Raw genomic sequence first — 1,063 nt, forward strand, 5'->3', positions numbered from 1 at the left:
GAAGTAGTAGTTATGATTCGCTGGGAATCTGAAGAAGCATGGAAAAACTGGGAGACGAGCGAAGAACATTTAGCGGGACATAGAGCGGGCCGCGGTAAACCAAAACCAGATCATATCATTAAGGTTGAGCATGGGGTTTATTATGTGAAATCATCGAAATCGGCTTATCAACAGTCGTAATAATACATTTGTTTAATTATAATTTTTCAAATATATAACCATCTATCTGTTTACTGATAGATGGTTATTAACATTGAATAAAGAGAATGATTCGTATGTGATGTAAGAAGAATTAACGGACAGGTTAAAATTAGAAATGTTATAATATAAACTCGATTAGTGAGTAAGATTAGGAGGGACAGTAATGGTTCAATCGATAGTTCATATTGCATTAGTAGTAAAAGACTATGATGAGGCAATAGAGTTTTATACAAGGAAACTAAATTTCACATTAGTTGAAGATATTTATCAGCCAGAAGAAAACAAACGTTGGGTAGTGGTATCCCCTCCAGGTTCAGTCGGTACCACAATATTACTAGCTAGGGCATCTAAACCTGAACAAGATCCTTTTATTGGTAACCAATCAGGCGGTAGAGTTTTTCTTTTCTTAAATACTGACGATTTTTGGAGAGATTATAATGAAATGATTTCAAGAGGAATAGAATTTGTGAGAGAACCGAAAGAGCAATCATATGGAATTGTTGCAGTGTTTAAGGATTTATACGGGAATTTATGGGACCTGCTGCAACTAAAAGATGATCACCCAATTGCACAAAGAATTAAGTAGAATAAGTAGATTACTACGATTGTCAATCTTTATCGGTAAATCGAGATTCCGTGTCGAATCGTTCATATAATTTCATTTACTGCATTCCAAATGTTGCATTAAAAAAACGTTCTAGACGATAGAAGAAAGTATTAGAATATTAAAAAATGAACACTTGAATACCTTCCCTTAAACATTCAAGTGTTATCAATATGGGTCAATATACTTCTGTATAACCCCTGTTTAAAAGGAGATGGGTGAATGAGGTTGAATCATTTGAATCTATGTGTTGATGAT

Annotated in this window: 2 protein-coding genes; both read left to right on the top strand. The window is 34.0% G+C overall.

Features of this window, described 5'->3' with window-relative positions:
• The coding region (locus AC1DTM_RS28065; protein ID WP_477001438.1) for an antibiotic biosynthesis monooxygenase family protein at positions 1–180 on the top strand (180 nt) is incomplete at its 5' end.
• Between the two features lie 184 nt (positions 181–364).
• Entirely contained in the window at positions 365–787 is a 423-nt protein-coding gene (locus AC1DTM_RS28070; RefSeq protein ID WP_002110497.1) for a VOC family protein, read from the top strand.
• Positions 788–1,063: the final 276 nt, after the last annotated feature.

The organism is Bacillus sp. P4_D3 (assembly GCF_056401855.1).